Below are 16,618 nucleotides of genomic sequence, written 5' to 3' on the forward strand. Positions count from 1 at the left end.
ACCGCATCGGCGGGGACGACCGCTCCGGCGGCCTCGGCGACCTCGAGGTCCTGACTGCGGACATCGGTGAGCGAGCCGTCCGACGCGGTCGTGCCGTAGACGACCTGCACCGTGACATCCTCGGGCGCGAGATCGCCGAGCAGGACCCCGGCGCGCACCGCCAGCCGATCACCGCGCTGCGGGACCGCGTCGATCCCGCCTCGACTCGACCGAGGCGACCGCCACTCCCGGCCATCCGGCGCGGACGCGCGACTTCCACGCCGACAGCTCCTTCGCGGGCTCGAAGTGATCGACGGCGACCTCGCGGCCACCTCGGCCGCCGGCCGGTAGAGGGCGTCGACGTACTGCTGCACCATCCGCTCGGCCGAGCGGCTCGGGCGAGACGCGTCGCCAGGGTGTGCGCGGATCGAGCGACCCAGCGCCTCGGGACGCCGTCGTGGTCGCGCTCGTAGAACCGCGGCACGACCTCCGTCTCGAGCAGCTCGCACAGTGCATCGGCCTCGAGGGTGTCGCGCGCCTCGGGGTCGAGGGCGCGGATCGAGGAGGGATCGCCCAGCCGTTCTCGCCGTCGAAGTACTCGTTCCACCAGCCGTCGAGGATCGACAGGTTGAGCAGCCGTTCAGCGCCGCCTTCATGCCGGAGGTGCCGCAGGCCTTCGAGCAGGCGCAGCGGGTTGTTCAGCCACACGTCGGTGCCCGGGTAGAGCAGCTGCGCCATGGCGATGTCGTAGTCGGGGAGGAAGACGATGCGACGCCGGACGTCCGCCTCCTGAGCGAAGCGGACGAGACGCTGGATCAGCCGCTTGCCCTCCTCGTCGGCCGGATGCGACTTGCCCGCGATCACGATCTGGATCGGGTGCTCGGGATGCGTGAGCAGGCGCGCAGCCGCTCCAGGTCGTGGGCATCAGCGTCAGGCGCTTGTACGTCGGCACGCGACGGGCGAATCCGATCGTCGGCGTCCGGGTCCAGGGGCTCGTCGAGCCAGGCCGGGGCAGGCCGCCCGGGTTCTGCTCGGCCCAGGAGCGCGCGGCGCGGGATCCGGGCGTCGCGGACGAGCTGCTCGCGCATCGTGCGCCTTGCCGCCCAGAGGTCGTAGTCGCTGAGCGCGCCCGAGGACCAGTCGGCCCGTGTGGTGTCCTCAGTGCCCAGCCGCTCGCGGGCCAGGGACGTCCAGGACGGGGTCGGTCCAGGTCGGCGCGTGCACGCCGTTGGTGACCGATCCGATGGGCACCTCGGCGGTGTCGAAACCGGGCCACAGCCCCGAGAACATGCCGCGGCTGACCTCGCCGTGCAGCTGGGAGACGCCGTTGGAGCGCTGCGCGAGGCGCAGCCCCATGACCGCCATGTTGAACATCCGCTCGGAGCCGCCGTCGTACGACTCCGCCCCCAGGGCGAGCACGTCGTCGACCTGGACGCCCGGCAGGAGCTCGGTCGAGAAGTACTCCCGCACCAGCGACAGGTCGAACCGGTCGATGCCGGCCGGCGCGAGGGTGTGCGTCGTGAAGACGGTCCCCGCCTGACCACCTGGAGCGCCTCGTCGAACGCGAGCCCCGAGCCGATCAGGCCCGAGATGCGCTCGAGCCCCTGGAAGCCCGCGTGACCCTCGTTGGTGTGGAACACCTCCGGCAGCGCGGTCCCCGACACCTCGGCCCAGAGCTCGAGCGCGCGGACGCCGCCGATGCCCAGCAGGAGCTCCTGCAGCAGCCTGTTCTCGCCTCCGCCGCCGTAGAGGCGGTCGGTGACCGAGCGGAGCGAGTCCTCGTTCTCGGGGATGTCGGTGTCGAGCAGGAGCAGCGTCACCCGGCCGACCTCGACCCGCCAGACGCGGGCGTGGAGCGCTCGGCCCTCGGGCAGCGCCAGCACGATCCGGGCGGCCGAGCCGTCGGCGAGGCGGACGACGCGCAGCGGCAGCCCGTCGGGGTCGAGGAGGGGTAGGACTCGATCTGCCAGCCGTCGGCCGAGAGGCCTGCGAGAAGTAGCCCGAGCGGTAGAAGGCCGACACCCGTCCAGCCGGGACTCCGAGGTCGGACGACGCCTTGAGGTGGTCGCCCGCGAGGATCCCGAGACCGCCGGAGTACTGGGGCAGCGCGGCCGCGATGCCGAACTCGGCGAGAAGCAGGCGATGGAGCGCGGGGCCGTCGCGGGCAGCGACTGGTGCCCAGCGGCTCGCTCCGGTAGCGCTCGAGCTCCTCGCGCAGCCGCCGCGCGTCCTCGACGAAGCCGCGGTCGCCGGCGAGCTCGGCGAGGCGCTCGGGGCTGACCGCGCCGAGCTCGAGCGGTGGGGTCGGCTCCCCGCGGCGCCAGAGCTCGGGATCCACCGCGCTCGAACAGGCGGCGGGTGCGGCTCGCGCCAGGCCCAGCGCAGGTTCCAGGGCCAGCTCGCCGAGCAGCGGCAGAAGCTCGGCGCGGCAGGACCGGCCTCGGCCGGATAGAAGCGACGGGATGCGCCCTGCACGGGACTCCTCGACTCTCCCGCGGACCCCGGCGTGCACGGGCGCAGAGCGCCGGGCTCGCGCGCGCGCACACCCTAGCGGACCGGATCGGCCCGCGAGCGGACTCGTCGCGGGGCTTCCGCGCGGCGCATTTGCACTGGGGGCTGCGGGCGGGCGCAGCCGGCAGTGCCGATGCGCGCCCGGGGTCGCTGCTGTCGTGACGTGGCTCGGGAACACCGCACCGGCACGTCCCTCACACGGCAAAGACGCACGGCGAGCGGCCGCGGCCCGTCCCGCCCCGACCGAGCAGGCGGTGACGCGCGCCGGTGCCGCCCGTCGCGGCGCTAGCAGGCACCGCCCGCGGCCCAGGCGCCAGTGTCCCGGCGGGCAGCGGCTACCGCACCCGCGCGGAGCGCACATCCCGATCATCGACCCGCAGCCGAGGCTCGAGGACGACCGCTGGCTCAAGGCGAAGGCGTTCGTCGGCGAGGTCGTCCCGTTCGCCGCCACCGCGTTCCTGCGAGGGCCACGACCTCATCGGCGTGGACCTGACCTCCGCCCTGCCCCGGCGCCGAGTCGCAGCACCGCATGGCGCTCCTCGCCACCGGCACCGACCGGCGCGGACGCCTGGTGCTGCTGGACGCCGAGGGCGACTGGACCTACCGCATCCGCTCGTTCGCCGACGACTGTGGCGACCTGGCTGGCACACCGCCGAGATCAAGATCCGGCCTGGATCGCCGACATCGACGTGACCTTCGCGGTCGGCGCTCAGCTGCTCGGAACGGCGGCCGAGGACGCCACGCGCTCCGGCGCCGAGCGCTCGCTGCTCGCCGAGGCCGCCTCGGAGCGTCGGCGACACCTCGCTGTCCCCGGAGGAGCGACTCGCCGCCGCCGAGGACGCGGCGGTCCACGGCGCGCTCGCCCAGCGTCCGGTGATGAGCCTCTCGAGCCTCTCCGAGCCGCGCACCGTGCACGTGGAGCGCACCCGGGCGGGCGTCGGCGCCTGGTACGAGTTCTTCCCCCGCTCCGGCGAGGCGCCGTGCGCCACGCGAAGGACGGCACCGTCTCGAGCGGCACGTTCCGCGCGGCGGCGAAGCCGGCTCCCGGCCGTCGCGGCCAGCGGGTCTCATCAGTTCGTGCTCTGACCTGCCGCCGATCCACCCGCTCGGGCGGCACCTTCCGCAGTGGGGCTTTCGCCGTATCGCCGCCGGACGCCGGCCCCTCCGACCCCGGCTCGCCCTGGGCGATCGGCGCGGCCGGGCGGGCACGACGCGATCCACCCCGACCTCGGCACGGTCGAGGACTTCACCGCGTCTCCACGACGCCGTGAAGGAGGCGGGCCTCGAGCTCCTCGCCCTCGACTTCGCCCTGCAGGCGTCGCCCGGGACCACCCGTGGGTGACGAGCCTCTACCCGGAGTGGTTCGCGCCTGCCCCGACGGCACGATCGCCTACGCCGAGAACCCGCCGAAGAAATACCAGGACATCTATCCGATCAACTTCGACAACGACCCCCAGGGCATCCGCCAGGAGATCGCTGCGGATCCACGCGCCATTGGATCTCCCTCGGGGTCAAGATCTTCCGTGTCGACAACCCGCACACGAAGCCGCTCGACTTCTGGGAGTGGATCATCCACGAGGTGAACGCCGAGCACCCGCGACGTCGTCTTCCTCGCGGAGGCGTTCACCCGGCCGGCGATCATGCGCGCTCTGGGCAAAGTGGGCTTCCAGCAGTCGTACTCGTACTTCACCTGGCGCACCACCCTCAAGGAGGAGCTCGCGGAGTTCTTCACGAGCATCTCGCACGAGACGGCCGACTACATGCGGCCGAACCTCCTTCGTGAACACGCCGGACATCCTCACCGAGTACCTGCAGTACGGCGGCCCGGCGGCAGCCTGCAAGGTGCGTGCGGCCCTCGCTGCACGACGGCCTCGCCGCTCTGGGGCGTCTACGCCGGCTGCGAGCTCGTCGAGAACGTCGCCCGTCCGGGTGCCGAGGAGAACATCGACAACGAGAAGTTCGAGTACAAGACGCGCGACTGGGACGCCTCCCGAGGCCTCTCCGGACGCCTCACCTCGCGCCGTACATCCACGCGGCTCAACGAGATCCGGAAGGGCTCCACCCGGCGCTCGCGCAGCGCCGGAACCTCCAGGCGCACGGCAGCGACGACGACGCGATCATCGTCTACACGAAGCACCTGCAGAAGGAGTTCACGGGGACCGGCACGGCCGACACCCTGATCATCGTGGTCAACACCGACCCGCACTCCGCCCGGGAGACGACGGTGCACCTCGACCTCCCCTCCCTCGGTCTGGAGTGGGGCGGCAGCTTCACGAGGTCGAGGACCTGATCTGCCGGGGCCGTCTGGACCTGGTCGAGCGACAACTACGTGCGCCTGGACTCCTTCGTCGAGCCGGTGCACATCCTGAGCGTGAAGGCGGACGAGCGATGAGCGGCACTGTTCCCGGCGGAGACGTCCCCACCCCGGCCGACGAGGGGGCCCAGGACCTCAGGCAAGCGTGCCGCGCCTGGTCGTGACCACGGGCACGAGCTCGGCGACGACCACCGGCACCGGCATGGACGAGGCGCCGGTCCCGGCCCGCGGCGACCGGTTCGGACGACGCGTCGGACGGCGGCGCCGCCGTCGACGGTCCGCAGGTGGCGGACGGCGCGGCCGGTGCGGCAGCGGCCGACTCCGTGATCGAGGGCTCCGCCGCGATCGAGCTCCCCGTGATCGAGGAGTGGATCCTGCAGCAGCTCGCGACGGGCGGCGACGCGCAGCCCCCACCACGTGCTCGGACAGCACGTGGTCGCGGCGCCGGGCGTCGTGGATCCGGTGACGGTCGTGCAGCGTGCGCCGCCCGCTCGCCGAGAAGGTCGTCGCCGTGCTCTCCACCGGAGCGCGCGTCGAGCTGACCCACCTGCACGACGGCATCTGGCAGGGCTTCTCCGGCATCCTCGGCCCGCAGCCGTACACGATCGAGGCGCGGTACGGCGACGGCGGCGAGTGGACCGCGGAGGATCCCTACCGGTTCTCCAAGACGGTCGGCGGCTTCGACCTCTACCTGATCGGCGAGGGCCGCCACGAGCGGCTCTGGGAGGACTCTCGGCGCACGGCACCGCGAGCACGAGGGCGTCTGGGGCACCCTCGCTCCCTGGTCCTGGGCGCCGCACGCCCAGGCCGTGCGCGTCGTCGGCGACTTCAACGACTGGAGCGGCGAGGGCCTACTCCCTCCGCAACCCTTCGGGGTCACCGGCGTCTGGGAGATCTTCGTCCCGGGTCTCAGAGCCCGGCGCCCCGTACAAGTTCGACCTGCCCTCGCGGGACGGCCGCCGGGTCCGCAAGGCGGACCCGATGGCGCGGTCCACGGAGGTCCCGCCCGCGACCGCCTCGCGGATCCCGGTCTCGCACCACCGGTGGAGCGACTCCGCGTCGATGGGGCGGCGCGCCCGCCGTCGACCCGCACGGGCAGGCGCTCGGCGTCTACGAGATCCATCTCGGCTCCTGGCGCCCCGGCCTGGGCTACCGCGACCTCGCGGATCCGCTGATCGAGCACGTGACCGAGCTGGGCTTCACCCACGTGGAGTTCATGCCGCTCGCCGAGCCGGACCCCTTCGGCGGCTCCTGGGGCTACCAGGTCACCGGCTACTACGCGGCCTCCGAAGCCGCTTCGGCACCGCCGACGGCCTCAAGTACCTGATCGACCGGCTGCACAAGGCCGGCATCGGCGTCATCGTCGGCTGGGTGCCCGGACACTTCCCCAAGGACGACTTCGCGCTCGCCCGCTTCGGCGGCCGGGCTCGCTCTACGAGCACCCGGACTGGCGCCGTGGCGCGACGCGAGATGGACTGGGGCACCTACGTCGGCTACGACTTCGGTCACACGCAGCGCAGGTCCGCAACTTCCTCGTCGCGCAGGCGCGCTCTACTGTGGCTCGAGGAGTTCCACGTCGACGGACTGCGCGTCGACGCCGTGGCGTCGATGCTCGACCTCGACTACTCCCGCAAGGAGGGCGAGTGGCTGCCGAACGAGCACGGCGGACGCGAGCACCTCGAGGCGGTCAGCTTCCTGGAGGAGGTGAACCGCCACGGCTTCCAGCTCTACCCCGGCATCATGATGATCGCCGAGGAGTCGACCAGCTGGCCGGGCATCACCCCAGCCCACCGTCTCTGGGCGGGCTCGGCTTCGGGCTCAAGTGGAACATGGGCTGGATGCACGACTCGCTGGACTACATGGCGAACGACCCGCTGTGGCGCCAGTACCACCTGGGCGAGATCACCTCCTGGTTCGTCTACGCGTTCAGCGAGAACTTCGTCCCTGCCGATCAGCCACGACGAGGTCGTGCACGGCAAGGGCTCGCTGATCCAGAAGATGCCCGGCGACCACTGGCAGCGGGCGAACCTGCGGGCCTACCTCGCCTTCATGTGGGCGCACCCGGGCAGGCGGCTGCTGTTCATGGGCCAGGAGTTCGGCCAGTACTCCGAGTGGTCGGAGGAGCGGGGCCTGGACTGGTGGATCCTCGACCAGCCCGCTCACCGCGGCCTCTTCGACCTGGTCGGCGCTCTGAACCGCGTCTACCGCGAGTCGCCGCAGTTCTGGGAGCTCGACTTCGACCAGGCCGGCTTCGAGTGGATCGACGGCGGCTCGGCCGCTCCGAACGTCATCTCGTTCTTGCGCAAGGACAAGCAGGGTCGACCCGTCGCGGTGATCGTCAACTTCTCGGGGTCGCCGGTGCACGGCTACCGCGTGAGCCTGCCGGTCGCCGGTCGCTGGGAGGAGCTGCTGAACACGGACGCCGAGATCTACGGCGGTTCGGGAGTGGGCAACTTCGGCTCCGTCGAGGCGAAGGACGAGCTGCGGTCCGGCCGCCCCCGCCTCCGCCGAGGTCGTCCTCCCCCGCTGGCCGCCCTCTACCTGCGCCCCGCCTCCGACTGACCCCGGAGCCACGTCACGGCGGGCGGAGCGGGCGCCCAGCGCCCCTCCGCCCGCCGTTCTCGTTCCCCATCCCACCGATCGGCGACCTACGACCGGCGGCGACCCTTCTCGGCGCAACTGCCACGAGCCCGCGGCGGCGCTGCGTTCACCGGCGACCCGCGCGCGTCGTCACAGCCCGGTCGAGGGAACTAGGCGCGGCGCACACGATCGAGCGAGTCGTGCGCAGCACGCTACCTGCTCGACGGAGGCCGTGCGCAGCACGCTCAGTAGAAGAACCCCTGAGCAGCACCCTCAGCCCAAGGAGCCGTGCGCAACACGCGCCACTCGAGGGAGCCGTGCGCAGCCACGCCTCACCCCCTGTCCGCGCCGAGCCCGACCGCGCAACGGAGGTCTCGCTCGAGTCCCGGAGGACTGGCCGCAGCCGCCCGTCTGCGAGGCGATGAGCGAGAAGCGCGTACCCGGCGTTTCGAGCGAGCCGTTCGCAGGACGTGCTCTGCGATGCGCGACCACCCACCCTGCCGACTGCGGCGGCGGCGAGCGCATGCGCTCGCCCCGCCAAAGGACTCAGTACAGCAAGCCCGTCAACCGCGCCCGCGCCTTGTTCACGCGGGGGTCGGTGGTCCCGACGATCTCGAACAGCTCGAGCAGTCTCGCCCGGACGCTCGGCCTTCCCGTCGGCGTCGAGCCGGGGGAAGATCGACAGCAGGCGGTCGAAGGCGTCCTCGACGTGGCCGCCGGAGACATCGAGATCGGCGACGGCGAGCTGCGCGTCGAGGTTCGAGGGCTCGGCGGCTGCACGGTGGAGCGCACCTCCTCCAGGGTCTTCCCCTGGAGGTCGCTTCAGCAGCTTCACCTGTGCGAGACCGGCGACTGGCGAGGTCGTCGCGCGGGTTCTGTGCGATGGCGGTCTCGTACTCGGTGATCGCCGCGTCGTAATCGCCGGCGTCGATGGCGTCGTACGCCTCCTGGGTGGTGCGGCGGCAGAGGGGCTGCCTCGGGTTCGGCACCGTCCTCGGTCGCGACGCCCTCGACGGGGACCGACCCCGGTCTCCTGTTCTGCGCGGCGAGCTGGAGCAGCTGCTCGAGCAGGTCGCGGAGCTGCTCCTCGGTGATGAGTCCGCCGAACAGCGGCACCGGGCGCCCGGCGATGACGGCGGCGACGGTCCGGCACGGACTGCACCTGGAACGCCTGGGCGAGCCGGGGGGCTCGATCTCCGCGTCGACGCCGACGAGCACGAACGCTCCGGCGTACGAGACGACGACCTTCTCGAGCAGCGCGGTCATGCTCGTGCTCTGCTCGGACCAGGAGCACCGCGCAGATCCACGATGACGGGGGACGCGTGAGGAGAGCTGCACGACCTGGTCGAACTCTGCGTCGCCGGCGGTGAGCAGCAGCGGGTTGGCGGGGGCCGATCCGGCGGGCGCGCCTCCGGGAGCGGCGGCCGGCGCGGGCGTGGCTGAGGCGCGCGCCGGTTCGACGAGGCCGGACAGGTCGACGGGCGCCGCGGCGGCTTCCGGGCAGGGGCGGGACGGCGCTCACGGCAGCTGCACCACCGAGACGAGTCCCTGGCTCCATCCGAGCATGACGATCTTCTCCTCCGATCCGACGGGCGGTACGTAGAACAACAACTGATAACCGTAGGTGGTCTTCGATGCCCGTCGTCGACTTGTCGGTGCCGAGCAGCGTCTGCGAGGCGCCGGACGTCGAGACGGTCGACCCCTCCGCGGTCGGTCCGGACCGTGGAGACCCCGGCGATGCTCGCGGCGACGAGGGCGCCCGAAGCTCGTTCGTGGGCGAGGGCGATGGTGGGCGAGGTGCCGGCCTTGTTCGAGAACTCGATCGAGGCGGTGTCGGGCAGCGCCTCCTGGTCGGCGGTCTTCTTGTCGACGCCGACCTGGCCGCGCAGGGTGTCGCCCTCGGGGGCGAACAGCTCGGCGTACTGGCTCGCGTCGCCGTTGGCGAGGATGTCGGCGTAGGCCGCTCCCACCGTCTCGGGCGCGAGGGTCATCAGCTTGGAGTCGGGGGCGACGATCGAGGTGCCGGCGGTGACGGGCGCGACATCGGGGATGCGGGCGTTGGCCTCCGAGCGAGATCGCGTAGTCGACCTTGTAGTCCACGCGCGGGCTGGCCTGGCTCATCATCAGGGCGATGGGCGCCGTGGTCGTGTCGGCGGGGTCCCCGGCCACGGCGGCAGGCCGAGGCGCGGCCACGTCTCGGTGTCCTGAGGCAGGACGACGCTGACCGGGGAGGCGGGGATCGCCTGCGGCGGATCGATCGTCCCGCCCTTGTTCACGACGTCGTAGTTGGTGGTCCGCTCGGTCAGGGCCTCGCCCTGGAAGCGCTCGGCGAGCACCGACGCGTCGCGGGCCGCGTCGGCGGCCGACGCGACGTCGGCGATCGAGGCGACGATCGCCTCCGCCTGCTGCGTGGTGACGACGGGGTCGGGATCTCGGCGATCGGCTCCGCTCCGGCGGTGGACGTCGCGGTGGCGGTCGGGGTCGCGCTTCGGCGCCCACCGCGAGGTCGGGCCGGTAGTCGGAGCTGCAGCCCGCGAGCAGTGCGGTCGTTCCGAGCACGACCGGCAGGACGAGGAGTCCGCGGCGGCGGCCTCGGCGCCGGCGAGGCGGCGCAGGCCGCCTGGATCCCGGCGCGGGCGCGCGGGCGGCGGGCGCCGCGCGGCCGCCTTGCCCTGCGGTCCCTTGCGACGCGGTCCGTGCTGGCGGCGCAGGTGCACGAAGGCCCAGACGGCGAGACCGAGGCCGATGAGGAGGAACAGGGCGCCGCCCGCGAGCGAGTCGGTCCGGCCAGCCGGGGTCGCGGTGTCCACGGGCCAGCTCACTCCGGATCTCGTCGGCCGCCGGAGCGGTGCCGTCGGTGGCGATGAGCAGGGAGATGTCCTCCAGGCACATCGAGTGCGACGTCGATGCGGCCGGCGCCCTCGACCTGCTCGAGCCAGAGGTCGGCACCACGGGGGTCGACGACGGCGGCATCGGCGGTGGCGTCGTCCGCCGCGAGCTCGATCGGCGTGCCGGAGGTCTCGGTGGTGGCGGTGAGCTCGTCGGTCTCGGCGTCGTAGCCGATCTCGTCGGCCTCGAGACCTCCTCGACCCAGCCGAGCACGTCGCTCGTGCGGGCGTAGGTGAGGACCAGGTCGCCCTCCCCCTCGACGGTGATCGACTGGCGGCCCTCGTTGGAGGCGAGCACGCTGCCGTCGACGACAGCGTAGGGCGCATCGGAGTCGAGGGACCGCTCGGGGCGGTGAGCGACTCGGGCGGGGCCCACACCGTCCTCTGACCGATGCGCGAGGGCGAATCGGCGCCGCTGCGATGACCGTGGCGATGATGGCGAAGACGAACCGCACGAAAGTACCTCCTGCGTTGCCGGATCGGGGTGGGCGGCCTCCGCCGTTCGGGTGGTACGACGGACCGGGGCGCGACGGCAACAGACAAAGACAGTCCACGATGCGCCGATGCCCTCCGACGAACCCAGGGAACAGCCGAGAGTGCGCACGGTCGGCGGCGCGCGCGGGTGTCGCCCCGGGCCGGGAGCGAGCCGCCGATCAACCTTCCCGGAGTGCCGCGAGCGTGGCGCTGATCCATCCGGAGGAGACGACGTGGCAAGCGACGAGGCCGAATTCACCCAGGCGTTCCGCGGGTACGACCGCGACGAGGTCGACAAGGCCATCCAGGGCTCGCGGCGCGAGCTGATCCACGCGAACACCCAGGCGGCCGAGAGCGGCCGCGAGTCCAAGCGGCTCGCCGCGCGCATCGACCAGGGCCTGGCAGAAGGAGCTGCAGCAGGTCGGCGCCCTGACCTACGCGGGTCTGGGCGCCAAGCTCGAGCACACCCTCCGCGTGGCGGAGGAGCAGTCCGAGCGGATCATCGCGCAGGCCGAGAACGACGCGTCGGCGCTGCGGCGCTCCACCCGCGACGACGGCGACCGGATCCTGCAGGAGGCGCGCGACGAGGCCGAGCGCCTCGTGTCGGAGGCGCGCCGCCGTGCCGACTCGACCCGCAACGAGTCCGAGGCGCAGGCCGCCGCCACCCTCGGCAAGGCCGCCGACGACCGGGACGTCATGACGCAGGACGCGGTCCGGGGAGGCGCAGGCCGCCATCCGCGGCACCGTCGCGACCGAGGCCGCCGAGACCCGTGGGCGACCGCGAAGCGCGAGGCCGCCGCCATCCGCTCCGAGGCCGAGCGCGGCGCCGAGATGCGCGCCGTCGCCGCCCGGGAGGTCGAGATCGCCCGCGCCGAGGCCGTGGCGCGCCTGGCGCAGAGCAACGAGCTCTGCGCGCCGAGGTCGCCTCCGAGGTGGCCCGCCTCCGCGCCGCCGTCGAGGCCGAGATCGCCGAGGCCCGCGCCGCCGTCGCCGCCGAGGTGTCGTCGGCACGCGCCGCGCTGGACGCTGCATGGACGCCGCTCGCGCAGCTCGACGCCGAGCTGGTGGCCGGGCGCGCGGAGGCCGCCCGCGAGCTCGACGATCAGCGGACGCGACTGGCGCACGAGCGGGCCGAGGCCGTCGCACTGCTCGACGCCGAGATCGCGGTGACCTGCGCAGCGCGGCGGCCGACGAGGCCTCCGGCTTCGCGCGACGTGGAGCAGGCGCGCATCGACCTGACCGTCGAGCTCGCGGCCCGTCGCGAGGAGGCCGACCGCGACCACCTCCGCCACCAGGAGGCCGTGGCGCAGACGCAGCGCTACCTGGACGAGTCGAACCTGCAGCTGGCCGACGCCCTGCGGCGCGCGAACGACAAGCGCCCGAGGCCGATGTTCTGCGCAGCGACGCCCTCGACGAGACCACGCGACTGCGCCGCGACGCCCAGGACGAGTCGGACCGCCTCCTCGCCGAAGCGCGCGAGCGGGCGCAGGAGATGATCGCCGATGCCGAGAAGCGCAACAGGCAGCTCGTCAGCACCGCGGAGGGGCGCCTCGACGAGATCCGCACCGAGCGCGATGCGATCGCCGGCTACGTGAAGGGCTGCGCGGCCTGATCGGGCACATCGACGATCGCGGCGACTCGGGCGAGGAGTCCGACGACGACGGATCGGAGCGCTCCTCCCGCTGAGTCGAGGAGGGATCAGGGAGGAGCCTGCGGAAGCGGGCTCCTCCTCTTCACGGCTGGGCCGCGGTGATCAGCCCAGCTCGCCCGCCCACTGGTCGGCAGCGGGGAGGACGCCGTGACGACGCGCACGATCTCGTCCAGCACCCGCCTCGTCTGCGCCTCGCCCACCCAGAGGTGCTTGCCCCCGTCGACGGCGACGAGCTCGATCTGCGGAACGGACGCGAAGCGCTCCGCGGCGTGGCTTCGGGGCGGAGGTAGTCGCCGAACTCGTGGATGAGCGCCACGAGCGGGCGACCGCTGGCCCACGCCGCGACCTCGTCGGCCGTGGCGCGGTGCAGCGGCGGCGACAGGAGGATCGCCCCGTCGACCGGGTGCTCCTCCCACTTCAGCGCCAGCTCCGTGCCGAAGGACCAGCCGACCAGCCAGGGGTGCGGGAGGCCGCGGCTGGCGACCAGCTGCATCGCCGCAGCGACGTCGGCGCGCTCCCCCGTCCCTCCGTCGAACGCACCCTCGCTGGTGCCGCGCGGCGAGGACGTCCTCGTTGAAGCGCAGGACGGCGAGATCGGCCAGCGCCGGCAGGCGGGCAGCAGCCTTGCGCAGGATGTGCGAGTCCATGAACCCGCCGTGGGTGGAGGGGATGCAGGGTCACCAGCGTCGCGACCGGCTCCCGCCCGAGCGGCAGGGCCAGCTCGCCGACGAGCACGAGCCCGTCGGAGGTCTGCAGCTCGATCTCCTCGCGCCTCGCGGGGAGGACGACGCCTCCGCGGATCTCGTTCGTCATCGTGCTCCTTCGATGCGCCAGCAGTGGCTGCGCCAGTGACGGCGTCCGGCGAGCCGCGTCGCCGAGTGCTCCGTCGCCGCGCCAGACGACGACGTGCGCGAGGCCCACGTCGATGGTCTGGCCGCAGCCGGGGCAGAGGTAGTTCTTGACCGCGCGGGCGGAGGAGACGGGCCGTACCACCCAGTCGCGGCCTCCGCGGATCTCGGTGCGGCGCCAGCCCGCCATCATCTGCGAGAGGTCGCGGGTGCCCGTCACGTCGCCCTCGCGCCGACTCCCCGAGCGATTGCTGCGCGGCATCCCCCCAGTGTAGGAGCCGCTCAGTGAGGTGTCGTCCAGCTCGAGCCGGGTCTCCTCGGCGTCGAGCATCATCTGGGCCTGCCGCAGGATCCGCGACGAGTAGAGACCGCGTCCCTGGCTTCCAGCAGCGCCTCGCGCTCGGCGAGCAGGACGGCGCGGCGCAGCAGCAGGTACTGGGCGTGCGCCGAGCGGAGCGCCTCGTCGCGGTCCACCCGCTCCCACGCGACCTGCGAGCGGGTGAGGGTGTCGCGACGGACCCGCTCGAGCACGCGCGGGCCGACCACCCCGTCCGGAAGCTCCGCCACCGCCTCGGGCAGCGCCTGGGTCCTCGTCGCCGCGACCTCGTCGAGCAGCGTCGCGAGCTCGCGTCGATCGGCGTCGCGGTCGCTCCCCCGGATCCCCGTCAGCCGGATCAGGGCGGGGAGCGTCGCCCCTTGCAGCAGCAGCGTCACGACGGCGACGGTGAAGGCGATCAGGATCAGCTGCTCGCGGTACGGCGTCTCGGCCGGCAGCGACTGCGCCGCGGCGAGCGTGACCACGCCGCGCATCCCGGACCACGACAGGATCACTCCGCCCCGCCAGCCGAAGGCCTCGCTGGTGGTCGCCGCCAGGTCGGTCTCGCGACGGGTGTAGAGCTTCTCCGCGCGGACCTGGCGTCGGTGGAAGCGCCGTCCGTCGTCGCGCTGTTGCGCAGGCGCACGACCCCCACCGCCAGGCGGCGGTTGATGCTGGCCCGGCGCCCGGAGTTGCGCAGCCACACCAGGAGCGGCCAGACGAAGAGCGTCCGCAGCACGATCAGCAGCACCACGGTCGCGAGCCCCAGGAAGACCGCCTCGCCGACCCCCAGCTCGCCGGGTTCGACCTCGCCGATGATCACCTTGATCTCGGCGCCCATCAGCAGGAAGACGCCGTTCTCGAGCAGGAACTGGACGGTGCGCCAGTTCACCCGCTCGCTGACCGCGACTGCGGCCGAGGAAGCGGCCGTTGCCGGTGATGTCGACGACGACGGCGAGCAACGCCCGGATGGCCGAAGCCCCGGATGGGCCAGGAACGGGACGGCGAAGGAGACGGTATCGAGCACCGGGTCGCGGAGCTTGGAGCGGACGAAGACGGTGATGACGCCCATCACCATCCCGAGCACGATCGCCAGACGACGGAGTAGACGAAGAGCACCCTGACCTCGCCGATGTCGATCGCATCGGCCGAGACCGAGGCGCCCACGACGGCCGTCGCCGCCGTCGCCGCACGCAGCAGCACCAGCGCGGAGGCGTCGTTCACGAGGCTCTCGCCCTCGAGCACGGTGACGAGACGCGGCGGCAGCCCGAGCTTCTTGCCGATGGAGGTCGCCGCGACCGCGTCGGTCGGACTGACGACGGCGCCCAGCGCGATCGCCGCCGAAGGCTCAGGTCGGGGAGGAGGAGGTAGAGGAAGACGCCCACGACGATCGCCGTCACGAAGACGAGCAGCACGGACAGGCCGAAGATCGACCGGAGGTTCCGCTGGAGATCGGTCAATCCGCACCTGGATCGCGGCGGAGTAGAGCAGCGGCGGCAGCACGCCCGCCAGGATCAGCTCCGGCTCGACCTCGATCTCGGGCACGCCCGGAAGGTAGGAGGCGCCGATGCCGACGACCACGGCACGAGCGGAGCCGCGATGCCCAGGCGGCTCGAGAAGCGCGCGACCGTGACGACGGTGATGATCCCGACGACCCCGAGCAGCGCGTAATCCACTCCTCCAGGCTACCGAGAGGCGGCGGAGCTCCTGGACGCGGAAGGGCCCCGTCACCGAGGTGAGGGGCCCTGTTCGCCGTGTGGAGGGAGCGCTCAGTACCAGTTCATCGCCCTCGGAATGCGCCCAGGCGCCGCAGGGCGAGCTGTAGCGGCCTTCGATGTAGCCGAGGCCCCAGGATCTGGGTGGCGGGGTTGGTCTGCTGCCGCCGCCGGCGGTGGCCATCTTGTTGCCGGGAAGAGCCTGCGGGATGCCGTAGGCGCCGCTCGACTTGTTCTCGGCGAACGTGTTCCAGCCGGACTCGCGCGTCCAGAGCAGCACCAGGCAGTCGTACTCGCTGTCGGCCTGGCCGCGCTGCACGACCATGTCGTACGCGATGGCCTTGGCGACCCCGGATCGGGAGCCGCCGAACGCGCCACGGGTGCAGGAGCTCGTACTCGTCCTTCCTCGGCCTCGACCTCCTCGGTCTCGGTGGGGGTCGGAGTAGGGAGTGGGCGTCGGAGTCGGCTTCGCCTGCGCGTCGAACGTGTCGCGCTGCACGGCCCTCTCGACCGCGCCGACGACGACGAGCCGCTGGGACGGATCTCCATCAAAGCGCGCCGGAGCCTGGTAGGGCGAGGCCACGGCACCGCTGGAAGGGTCGACGACCGAGACCATCACGAATCCGATGGACGCTGCGAACGCGAGGACGGCCAGGGGGAGGCGTCCTCGGGAACGGCGTGCTGGGGCTCGACGCGGAACCGGGGGGCTTCACGGCCGAGGGCCGCGAGACGGGTGGCCGGTGACGGCGTTCGATCTGCTCCACGATTACGAAAGCATAACGGACCGGGACCCGATGTTCCAGACCGCCGCGGAACGTCAGCGGACGGCCAGCATCACGTCGACGACCGTGTCGAGGACGAAGTCGACCTGCGGCTCCGAGTACCCGCCCCGCTGAGGGGCGAAGGAGACGGTCCGGACGTCGTCGACACTGAGGACGGAGCCGTCGCGGAAGTAGCCCGAGATACGATCCGAGAACGCGTCGACCTGCCGGATGTTGTACCTGGTGGTCAGCGCGCCCAGCCGCTGGAAGCGCTCGCGCTGCGGGCGGGCGAGGCGGTTCACGACCTCCTGGGCCGTCGCGCGGGCCTCCTTGAGCCAGACGTCCTCCCCCTTCGTGGCGATGGCGTACTGCCGCTCCCTGCTGGCGAACGCGTCCTCGAGCCGCTCGAGCGCGGCGTCGACGTGCGGCGCGGAGTAGCCGCCCTTGCGCAGGGTGAAGGCGGTGTGGCGGAGGTCCGCCGCGCGAGGTCGGCCGGGCCTCCCGAGAGCTGGGCGTACGCCTCCCGAGCCGAGGAGAGGAAGGAGTCGACCTCCTCGACGCCGTAGCCGGGGCGGTTGTCA

General features: G+C 72.5%; 20 protein-coding genes and 3 pseudogenes. 9 read left to right on the plus strand and 14 right to left on the minus strand.

The features are described from left to right. Window positions 1-168: 168 nt before the first annotated feature. From AC0CII_RS05940 to AC0CII_RS05950, 3 genes are read right to left on the minus strand one after another with little or no spacing between them, the layout of a single operon-like run. Window positions 169-843 (minus strand): hypothetical protein, encoded by a 675-nt coding sequence (locus AC0CII_RS05940; protein WP_465228852.1) that lies wholly within the window; start codon window positions 841-843, stop codon window positions 169-171. Next, window positions 840-1,799: a hypothetical protein gene (locus tag AC0CII_RS05945; protein WP_465228853.1), complete on the minus strand. Its 960-nt coding sequence runs from the start codon at window positions 1,797-1,799 to the stop codon at window positions 840-842. The genes AC0CII_RS05940 and AC0CII_RS05945 overlap by 4 nt, the downstream gene beginning before the upstream one ends. After that, the gene (locus AC0CII_RS05950) at window positions 1,796-2,317 is read right to left on the minus strand and encodes a DUF3417 domain-containing protein (RefSeq protein ID WP_465228854.1); all 522 of its coding nucleotides are present in this window, start codon (window positions 2,315-2,317) and stop codon (window positions 1,796-1,798) included. Before AC0CII_RS05950 ends, AC0CII_RS05945 begins: the two co-directional genes overlap by 4 nt. Window positions 2,318-2,744: 427 nt before the next feature. Here AC0CII_RS05950 and AC0CII_RS05955 point away from each other — a divergent pair, with 427 nt between their 5' ends. The 8 genes and pseudogenes from AC0CII_RS05955 to AC0CII_RS05990 all read left to right on the plus strand — a co-directional run bounded on the left by AC0CII_RS05955 (window position 2,745) and on the right by AC0CII_RS05990 (window position 7,366). Further along, window positions 2,745-3,761, plus strand: coding sequence for a hypothetical protein (locus AC0CII_RS05955; RefSeq protein WP_465228855.1), 1,017 nt, complete (start codon window positions 2,745-2,747; stop codon window positions 3,759-3,761). A 63-nt stretch (window positions 3,762-3,824) separates the two neighbouring features. Beyond that, on the plus strand, window positions 3,825-4,073 hold the full coding sequence (locus tag AC0CII_RS05960) for a hypothetical protein (RefSeq protein ID WP_465228856.1): 249 nt from the start codon (window positions 3,825-3,827) through the stop codon (window positions 4,071-4,073). A gap of 57 nt (window positions 4,074-4,130) precedes the next feature. Beyond that, window positions 4,131-4,670 carry a hypothetical protein gene (locus tag AC0CII_RS05965; protein WP_465229106.1) on the plus strand — a complete coding sequence of 180 codons (540 nt, stop codon included), beginning with the start codon at window positions 4,131-4,133 and terminating at the stop codon, window positions 4,668-4,670. Continuing rightward, window positions 4,628-4,882: pseudogene (locus AC0CII_RS05970) on the plus strand (hypothetical protein). Before AC0CII_RS05965 ends, AC0CII_RS05970 begins: the two are co-directional and overlap by 43 nt. Before the next feature lie 206 nt (window positions 4,883-5,088). Continuing rightward, window positions 5,089-5,346: a hypothetical protein gene (locus tag AC0CII_RS05975; protein ID WP_465228857.1), complete on the plus strand. Its 258-nt coding sequence runs from the start codon at window positions 5,089-5,091 to the stop codon at window positions 5,344-5,346. Between the two features lie 267 nt (window positions 5,347-5,613). Then, entirely contained in the window at window positions 5,614-5,979 is a 366-nt protein-coding gene (locus AC0CII_RS05980; RefSeq protein WP_465228858.1) for a hypothetical protein, read from the plus strand. An 8-nt stretch (window positions 5,980-5,987) separates the two neighbouring features. After that, window positions 5,988-6,131 carry a hypothetical protein gene (locus AC0CII_RS05985; protein ID WP_465228859.1) on the plus strand — a complete coding sequence of 48 codons (144 nt, stop codon included), beginning with the start codon at window positions 5,988-5,990 and terminating at the stop codon, window positions 6,129-6,131. Window positions 6,132-6,175: 44 nt separating this feature from the next. Next, on the plus strand, window positions 6,176-7,366 hold the full coding sequence (locus AC0CII_RS05990) for an alpha amylase C-terminal domain-containing protein (RefSeq protein WP_465228860.1): 1,191 nt from the start codon (window positions 6,176-6,178) through the stop codon (window positions 7,364-7,366). A 564-nt stretch (window positions 7,367-7,930) separates the two neighbouring features. Here AC0CII_RS05990 and AC0CII_RS05995 read toward each other — a convergent pair. The 6 genes and pseudogenes from AC0CII_RS05995 to AC0CII_RS06020 form a co-directional block, all read right to left on the minus strand. Further along, entirely contained in the window at window positions 7,931-8,110 is a 180-nt protein-coding gene (locus tag AC0CII_RS05995; protein WP_465229066.1) for a tetratricopeptide repeat protein, read from the minus strand. Continuing rightward, a pseudogene (locus AC0CII_RS06000) lies at window positions 8,103-8,219 on the minus strand (hypothetical protein); the annotation flags it as partial. The gene AC0CII_RS05995 and the pseudogene AC0CII_RS06000, both read right to left, overlap by 8 nt. Further along, window positions 8,216-8,650 (minus strand): thioredoxin domain-containing protein, encoded by a 435-nt coding sequence (locus tag AC0CII_RS06005; protein ID WP_465228861.1) that lies wholly within the window; start codon window positions 8,648-8,650, stop codon window positions 8,216-8,218. The pseudogene AC0CII_RS06000 and the gene AC0CII_RS06005, both read right to left, overlap by 4 nt. Then, entirely contained in the window at window positions 8,647-9,375 is a 729-nt protein-coding gene (locus AC0CII_RS06010) for a hypothetical protein (RefSeq protein ID WP_465228862.1), read from the minus strand. The genes AC0CII_RS06005 and AC0CII_RS06010 overlap by 4 nt, the downstream gene beginning before the upstream one ends. A 132-nt stretch (window positions 9,376-9,507) precedes the next feature. After that, window positions 9,508-10,206, minus strand: a complete 699-nt coding sequence (locus tag AC0CII_RS06015) for a hypothetical protein (RefSeq protein WP_465228863.1) — start codon at window positions 10,204-10,206, stop codon at window positions 9,508-9,510. Then, window positions 10,203-10,727: a hypothetical protein gene (locus AC0CII_RS06020; RefSeq protein WP_465228864.1), complete on the minus strand. Its 525-nt coding sequence runs from the start codon at window positions 10,725-10,727 to the stop codon at window positions 10,203-10,205. The genes AC0CII_RS06015 and AC0CII_RS06020 overlap by 4 nt, the downstream gene beginning before the upstream one ends. A gap of 252 nt (window positions 10,728-10,979) precedes the next feature. On the opposite strand from AC0CII_RS06020, the gene AC0CII_RS06025 reads away from it, so the two are divergent. Beyond that, window positions 10,980-12,242, plus strand: a complete 1,263-nt coding sequence (locus AC0CII_RS06025; protein WP_465228865.1) for a DivIVA domain-containing protein — start codon at window positions 10,980-10,982, stop codon at window positions 12,240-12,242. A gap of 202 nt (window positions 12,243-12,444) precedes the next feature. Here AC0CII_RS06025 and AC0CII_RS06030 read toward each other — a convergent pair. The 5 genes and pseudogenes from AC0CII_RS06030 to AC0CII_RS06050 all read right to left on the minus strand — a co-directional run bounded on the left by AC0CII_RS06030 (window position 12,445) and on the right by AC0CII_RS06050 (window position 16,489). Further along, window positions 12,445-13,210 (minus strand): annotated as a pseudogene (locus tag AC0CII_RS06030) (alpha/beta hydrolase). 365 nt (window positions 13,211-13,575) lie between these two features. Beyond that, window positions 13,576-14,055, minus strand: coding sequence for a hypothetical protein (locus tag AC0CII_RS06035; protein WP_465228866.1), 480 nt, complete (start codon window positions 14,053-14,055; stop codon window positions 13,576-13,578). Between the two features lie 17 nt (window positions 14,056-14,072). After that, the gene (locus AC0CII_RS06040; protein ID WP_465228867.1) at window positions 14,073-14,639 is read right to left on the minus strand and encodes a hypothetical protein; all 567 of its coding nucleotides are present in this window, start codon (window positions 14,637-14,639) and stop codon (window positions 14,073-14,075) included. Beyond that, complete coding sequence (locus tag AC0CII_RS06045; protein WP_465229067.1) at window positions 14,633-15,892, minus strand: aggregation-promoting factor C-terminal-like domain-containing protein; 1,260 nt, start codon at window positions 15,890-15,892, stop codon at window positions 14,633-14,635. Before AC0CII_RS06045 ends, AC0CII_RS06040 begins: the two co-directional genes overlap by 7 nt. Window positions 15,893-16,093: 201 nt before the next feature. Beyond that, the gene (locus AC0CII_RS06050) at window positions 16,094-16,489 is read right to left on the minus strand and encodes a DivIVA domain-containing protein (protein ID WP_465229068.1); all 396 of its coding nucleotides are present in this window, start codon (window positions 16,487-16,489) and stop codon (window positions 16,094-16,096) included. Window positions 16,490-16,618 lie beyond the last annotated feature (129 nt).

Source organism: Rathayibacter sp. AC182 (assembly GCF_979253875.1).

Coding starts and splice junctions, on each gene's coding strand:
- AC0CII_RS06010 (WP_465228862.1), bottom strand. CDS start 9,375: ATGACCCTCGCGCCCGAGACGGTGGGAGCGGCCTACGCCGACATCCTC.
- AC0CII_RS06035 (WP_465228866.1), bottom strand. CDS start 14,055: ATGCGCGGCGTGGTCACGCTCGCCGCGGCGCAGTCGCTGCCGGCCGAG.
- AC0CII_RS05965 (WP_465229106.1), top strand. CDS start 4,131: ATGCGCGCTCTGGGCAAAGTGGGCTTCCAGCAGTCGTACTCGTACTTC.
- AC0CII_RS06040 (WP_465228867.1), bottom strand. CDS start 14,639: ATGGTGATGGGCGTCATCACCGTCTTCGTCCGCTCCAAGCTCCGCGAC.
- AC0CII_RS06005 (WP_465228861.1), bottom strand. CDS start 8,650: ATGACCGCGCTGCTCGAGAAGGTCGTCGTCTCGTACGCCGGAGCGTTC.
- AC0CII_RS05995 (WP_465229066.1), bottom strand. CDS start 8,110: ATGTCTCCGGCGGCCACGTCGAGGACGCCTTCGACCGCCTGCTGTCGA.
- AC0CII_RS06045 (WP_465229067.1), bottom strand. CDS start 15,892: ATGGTCTCGGTCGTCGACCCTTCCAGCGGTGCCGTGGCCTCGCCCTAC.